The organism is Solemya pervernicosa gill symbiont (assembly GCF_002020875.1).
Lineage (GTDB): Bacteria > Pseudomonadota > Gammaproteobacteria.
This window is the reverse complement of record NZ_MPRL01000109.1, coordinates 1-5,393: the sequence shown is the minus strand read 5'-3', so window position 1 is coordinate 5,393 and position 5,393 is coordinate 1. Positions and strand designations below refer to the sequence as shown.

5 protein-coding genes are annotated in these 5,393 nt (G+C 49.7%); 2 read left to right on the top strand and 3 right to left on the bottom strand.

The window, feature by feature from the left end:
• Nucleotides 1-193 precede the first annotated feature (193 nt).
• From BOW52_RS16125 to BOW52_RS16115, 3 genes are all read right to left on the bottom strand, one after another.
• Nucleotides 194-1,006, bottom strand: coding sequence for a ParB/RepB/Spo0J family partition protein (locus BOW52_RS16125; protein WP_078485110.1), 813 nt, complete (start codon nucleotides 1,004-1,006; stop codon nucleotides 194-196).
• Between the two features lie 178 nt (nucleotides 1,007-1,184).
• Complete coding sequence (locus BOW52_RS16120) at nucleotides 1,185-2,177, bottom strand: ParB/RepB/Spo0J family partition protein (RefSeq protein ID WP_078485109.1); 993 nt, start codon at nucleotides 2,175-2,177, stop codon at nucleotides 1,185-1,187.
• 11 nt (nucleotides 2,178-2,188) lie between these two features.
• Entirely contained in the window at nucleotides 2,189-3,385 is a 1,197-nt protein-coding gene (locus BOW52_RS16115) for an AAA family ATPase (RefSeq protein WP_078485108.1), read from the bottom strand.
• A 155-nt stretch (nucleotides 3,386-3,540) separates the two neighbouring features.
• On the opposite strand from BOW52_RS16115, the gene BOW52_RS16110 reads away from it, so the two are divergent.
• Entirely contained in the window at nucleotides 3,541-4,602 is a 1,062-nt protein-coding gene (locus tag BOW52_RS16110; RefSeq protein ID WP_078485107.1) for a hypothetical protein, read from the top strand.
• Nucleotides 4,603-5,188: 586 nt separating this feature from the next.
• Nucleotides 5,189-5,393: hypothetical protein (locus BOW52_RS17580; RefSeq protein ID WP_236725790.1), on the top strand; the 205-nt coding region annotated here is incomplete at its 3' end.

Below are 5,393 nucleotides of genomic sequence, written 5' to 3'. Positions count from 1 at the left end.
AGAAGTTGAATCAGGCTGCATGATCCCTACTTATGAGAACCATTATTAATGGGGGGATTACCGTCCGTGCCTAACAATATTGCGCAGGTCTATCTAAGACGGTAGGCACTGAAATTACTCATGGACACGTTTAAACAGCAGATATAGAGAGCACCACCTGCTTAGTGGGGATGGGTAAATAGCTCTCAGCCGGCTAGAAATCCGAGTCGACTGGCCCCAGCAGGTTATCAAACAACCCCAAATACTCCTCGTTGGAGTAAAAACAGAAAACCAGTCGTCCTGTCCCGTCCGGCTTCTTCTCAACATCCACCGGTGCGCCATAGCGCTCAGTAAGAATATTGAGTGCGCGTTGGGTATCGGGGTCATGCTTAGACCCTTGCACCCCCTCCCCTGTTGAGGGCATGGCTTGGCGATTAATCTCGGAACCCAGGCGAGAAACACTCCATTTGTTTCTGGCTGCCTTTTCTGCCAGCAGTCGACAACTACCCTCCTCTGCCGAGAGAAGCACCTTGCCGTGCCCCTTCTTCAGCTCACGGCGAACGATCATCTCTTGCACCGATTCAGGCAGCTGCAGCAATCTCAGCAGATGACAGATATCGGATTTCGACTTGCCTACCTGCTCACCCAGCGAGACCTCCGTATGATCAAACTCCCGCATCAGGCGCTGGATGTGCTGAGCCTCTTCGATCGCCGAAAGATCCTCACGCTGAATGTTATCGATCAGTGACACCTCGGCAGCCTGTTCATCAGTGTAATTGCGAACAATGCACTCTATCTCCGAGAGCCCCGCACGCTGGGCTGCACGCCAGCGACGTTCACCTCCAACCAACTCATAACTCCCCCCGGAGACAGGCCTAACGATCGGTGGCGTGACAACCTGCACCGACTTGATAGAGTCCGCAAGCGCATCAATTTCCTTCTCAGAGAAGAAAACCCGCGGTTGGTACCGGCCTCGCACGATCAGATCAATCGGAATTACCCTAAGTTCACTTGAGACATTTTCCATGCCTTTCTCGCTTCTCCATTATCACTATCGCTCACAATAAAGTTGCCACGTGGCAACTTTTGACGAATACAGGGGATTATTGTCACTCATAAGCAAGCGCGCAAAAACCTTCTTTCTAACCCTGTTTGTTCTTATTAATCATATTGTTAGGTGAAATTATGCACGCGTGCATAATTTTCTAGAGGAGTCCCCCGATCGCTTCGAGAATCTCTTCCTTGCTAGCATTGCTATTACTCGATAGTAAGAATGTTTTTTCACCATTGGCAGCGGTAATTGCTTTTAGCATCTTCTTGCCAGCCTTTGATTTAATCTCAATCACCTTTGGCTTGGGTGTTTCGGCCTTCACCTTTTGTGTGGCTTCGAGGAGCGCGGTGAGCACATCGTTACCATTTGCAGGGCGCTTCCCCTCCTCCACCTTTGACATGCTTTCCGCCGCTTTGATGATCTTCTCACGTAGCTTGCTGTCCTTCATCAGTGGGCGCAACTTACCGGCATGGCGAATAGCAATCCAGCGAGGATCTGGGTAGGCACTAACGACCTCCTCAGGTAGATCGGCGAGAGCGATGTACTTTGAGAGGTGACCTTGATTCATGCCGAGCTTTGGCGCCATTTCACTCTGTCTACCACCGTAGTAGAGCTTCAGTGCATCTCGATACTCGATCGCCCGCTCGTACTCACTGATATCTTCGCGGTCACGATTCTCAGCATCAGAGAGAAGGAACGCTTCCTCATCGGTTAGATCGCGAACCTCTATCTTGATCTCTCTCGCGAGGCGGGTAGCCACCCAGTGACGGCGTGCTCCACAGATCACCTCATAATCATGCGCGTCATCGCCATCTACCTTACGAACAATCGCAGGCTGTATCTGTCCTTGGTCTCTGATCGATTTGATCAGGTCGGCGCAGCTTGCCTCATTGAGGAGGCCATAAAAGCGGTTGTGGTGTGACCACATTTTGCAACGCGAGGGTGGCACCTCTTTTATCTGGACCGATGTAACCTTCTCGTTCATTGCGCTGGTGATGCGTGACTGACCACGATGCTCGGATAGTGCTGAGGTGTCGCCGCCCTCAGTATTGTCAGTAGTGTTCTTGCTTGCCACTCCATCGAGCACTGACCCAATAGCTGACCTTCTTCTCTTCACCTTGTTTCCTTTATCCGTAATATCATTCATAACCCTCTCCCCTATGCGTTAGCGACTCGGCCTGCGTTACGACGCTGCTCACTAGGCCAGGTGTTGCGGATGTAGCCCTCTATTTCACCACAGACATCCTCAACAGTTTCTATACCGCGTCGGAAGGTCTTACTATCAACACCGATATCCTTCGGCGAATTAACTTCAAATATTGTGCGAGCCTCTGAAGAGGCGTTCTCAATCGCCCTGCTCTTGTAGAAGATACTTCTCATCATGTAATCGCCATAGAATGCCGCTGCATCCTCGGAAATATCGTCCTGGCTCGAGGTGCCCTCTGTACGACTCTCCTTGCGCGTGATTAACACCTTTACAAAGTCGTAGGTCATGTCCTCCGGAAAGTGCTCTAGCACCTCCTCCAGCATGGTGAAGAACTGAATCGTCGAATAGAAGTCAGGCATGGAAGGCAACATCGGCACAATTACCGAATTAGAGGCATAGAGCACATTCAGTGAGATCATGCCCAGTGCAGGTGGCGCATCAATAATAACCACATCAAAGTCATTCTTGACGGTATCTAGTCCATTTCTGAGTAGCGAATAGATCTGATCGCTGCTATTGGCCTGTGCACGGCCTGCGATCATGTATTCCGCGGCGTATAGGTGCAGGTTAGCCGGTATTAGTTTGAGACCTTCCCAGTGGGTGTCACGCACCGCATTACGAAGATGTTGAGTATCTCCGGCCAGATAGGAGAGTAGGGTGTCACTTTCTTTAAGGTCCTGGTCGGGGTTGTATCCGAAGAAACGGGTAGCGGTAGCCTGACTGTCGCAATCTACAAGCAAGACCCGGTAGCCCTGACGTGCCAGATAGTGCGAAAGGTGGGTGGCACAAGTTGACTTGCCTACGCCGCCCTTGAAGTTCTGAACAGCAATAATAGAGACATCGTCTTCTGTTGGAGAGCGACGGGGATGGGTGCCAAACTGCTCTCTCATATAGTTGATCTGTGGAAGGGTATAACCTTTGCGCCGGTTGTTCCTTTCATTCATGTCCGGCTTTGGTAGTGCCCCGCGATCCTCTGCGTTGCGAATTCCCTCATCGGTTCTACCTACAAATCCCTGTACCTCTGACATTGGCCAGCGCTTATCAAGCACTCGCTGGTTGTTGGGGGCATTGAAGTTTGCTTTAAGGTTTTCCTCGAGAAGGACAGAGCGTTGAACCAACTCTTTGATGCTTTGTAGCGCGATCGACATCTATTTGCTCCTTGTGGTTATATTGTGCCAATCCGCTTCTGAAGACTGGACTTGACAACATTCGGAGTCTACCACATAGATATTGCCAAGTTGGTCGGTATTTAGTAATATATCCTTCCATCTTGAAGGAAAAGCTGACGAGACAGGGACTCGAGATGGAAAAACAGAATAAAAGCAGAATATACAAGACGCTTGACCGACTGCAGGAGAAGGTTAGCAAGCGCAAAAAAGAGCAGGGTGGTACCGAACCGGTTACCATCGATGCTACTCCATCAGTGAAGTCTGGTGTACCCGAGCGTCAGCCAGTTAAAGTTCGCGGGAGAGCCAGTCGGTTAGTAATCGAAAACGCTCAGCTCAACCTCTTTGACCTAGAGCAAAAGGGGCGTTTCTCCAAACACCCTATTCACCCTCAGTCTGAATTTCCTACGCTACTTACTCGAATACCGATCTTTGTACCGGGAATTCGCAGCAAGCAAAGCAAGCTCATCGATCAGGATAACGCGCTTCCTTTCGAGACCCCTTGGGGTAAGGGACGCAAGCATGGACCACCCCTGACGGTCTACGATGAAGACACGCTGATCGCGATTGCCAAGCTGCGTCAGAATCTATTAATTGGACAGCCAGCCAACCTACCGTGTCCTCTCTCTAGGCTTTATCAACGGAAAAACAATACCACTGATGATGTTCATGTTCATGTGCTCTACTGCATGCTCAGTGATATCCAGACTGAGTGTGGCGTAAAGAAGGGAGGAAAGGCCAACCAGCTAAGGCTCGACAGCATTAAGCGCCTCGCAGCTATAACGATCGAGCTGGACAACAAGACCGCGAACAAATACGTGGGCACCGGCACAACAATTAAGTTGATTGATGTTGTATGGCAGGACTACGAGGAGAACTCTATTCTCTATATCCAGTTTACGCCCGTCATGGCACGTTGGCTCGAAAGCGAGTTCACGTATATCGATTGGGCATTACGCAAGAAGCTCACTGCACCCGGTAAGGCGATTCATCGATTTCTGAGTGGCCAGCCAAAGTCCTATGAGATCCACGCAAAAAAACTCATGGCCACCATCCAGTACCCGCGCGCATACAATAAATTCATGGTTGATCTGCGTAGCACCATGAGTAAGCTTAAAGAGAACGATTGGATAGGCAATTGGGAAATCACAGGCAATGGTCGTAGCGTTCCCCATAAAATACGGGTTCTTCGCACCTAACAGAGCCTTCAACAGGTTGTTTATTACAAACTGAATCCCTCTAGTAGCTGCTAGGGCGGAGTGCACTTCACGGACTGGATCGCTGCTAAACGCCGTCTTAATCACCTTTTACAGTAAACGCCGTCTTAATCACCTTTTACAGTCCCGAGACAGGGTGCACCTTACGGACTAAATCCCTCTAGTAGCCGCTAGGGCAGCGGTGCACTTCACGGACTGGATTACTGGTAAACACCATCATAACCACCTTTTACAGTCCTGAGACAGGATGCACCTAGCGGACTGGATGGTGGAGTTTAATTGGACGAGTTATCCACACAGGGGTGCACTAGGTGGACTGAGTTGTGTAACTGCACGGACTAAGCAGTAGAACCTCACGGACATAGTGGTGGACCTATAAGGACTGGATAGTGCACTACGCGGATCGATCGATTAGCTGGCTATTCGTATCATACTGATTATTTATATATTTTAGAGTCATTACTAAATTGGTAGTACTTATTTTAGTCTTTTTGTAAGTACACAATGTAGTACCGGACGCCGTCCTCGTCCGAGGACAAGATTTCTTTGTTTTAAATAAATCACCGCAATGATCTTTTACGTACCATTCAATAGAGATGGTTTCGTGCTGTATGGAACAGCAAGAGGTCAACTAGGTGTTAACTCCAAGGGAGTACCCATTGCCATTCGTGGACAGATCGGGGAGTCGCTATTTTTGCGGAAGCTTGTTTTGGGCATCCAAGCCCAAGCAAGCGGCAAATACTTAACGCGACCGTTTATGCCTACGGCGCCCC